Below are 724 nucleotides of genomic sequence, written 5' to 3'. Positions count from 1 at the left end.
AAACGCCCGGTTACATTCCGAACCCGGAAGCTAAGCCTCACAGCGCCGATGGTACTGCAGGGGGGACCCTGTGGGAGAGTAGGACGCCGCCGAACAATTATTCAAGAGCCGCGGCCCCAGCGATTTCGCTGGGGCCGCGGCTTTTTGTGTTTTGCGAACGTGTACAACGAGGCCGGCAGGACCGGAACCACCGTCGCCCCAGGCGCGGAGGGTTCGGGCATGCCGGACAATGGAGTAGGCGCGTGGCCAGGGGGCCGGCGCCGATACCGCGCGACGGCAGCCGAGTTGCCCGACGTGCGGTGGAGCTGAAGAAGCAGAAGGAGTCACCACGATGTCGAACGAGTCCCAGGACCGTCCCGAGCGCCGATCGGACGGCGGCCGAGGCTACGAGCCCCGGTCCCGCGGGGGCTGGTCCAACGATCGGGGTGGCTTCCGTCGCGACGACCGTCCGCAGGGTGGCGGGTACAACCGCGACCGTGACGACCGCGGCGGCCGTCGTGACGACCGTCCGTTCCGCGACCGTGACGACCGCCCCCAGGGCGGCGGCTACCGTCGTGACGACCGTCCGCAGGGTGGCGGTTTCCGTCGCGATGACCGTCCGCAGGGCGGTGGGTTCCGTCGTGATGACCGTCCGTCCGGTGGTGGCTTCAACCGTGACCGTGACGACCGCGGTGGCTTCCGTCGCGACGACCGTCCGTCCGGTGGCGGTTTCAACCGTGACCGT

The 724-nt window shown here is 69.1% G+C and carries 1 rRNA gene and 1 pseudogene; both read left to right on the top strand.

Going from position 1 to position 724, the window contains the following annotated elements:
• Positions 1 to 95: ribosomal RNA gene (rrf, locus tag VM95_RS39550) — 5S ribosomal RNA — on the top strand; the annotation flags it as partial.
• A gap of 381 nt (positions 96 to 476) precedes the next feature.
• Positions 477 to 724, top strand: a pseudogene (locus tag VM95_RS37825) (hypothetical protein); the annotation flags it as partial.

This window comes from Streptomyces rubellomurinus (genome assembly GCF_000961885.1).
Lineage (GTDB): Bacteria > Actinomycetota > Actinomycetes > Streptomycetales > Streptomycetaceae > Kitasatospora > Kitasatospora rubellomurina.
Note: the sequence above shows the minus strand (reverse complement) of the source record. Positions and strands in the feature narration are given on the sequence as shown.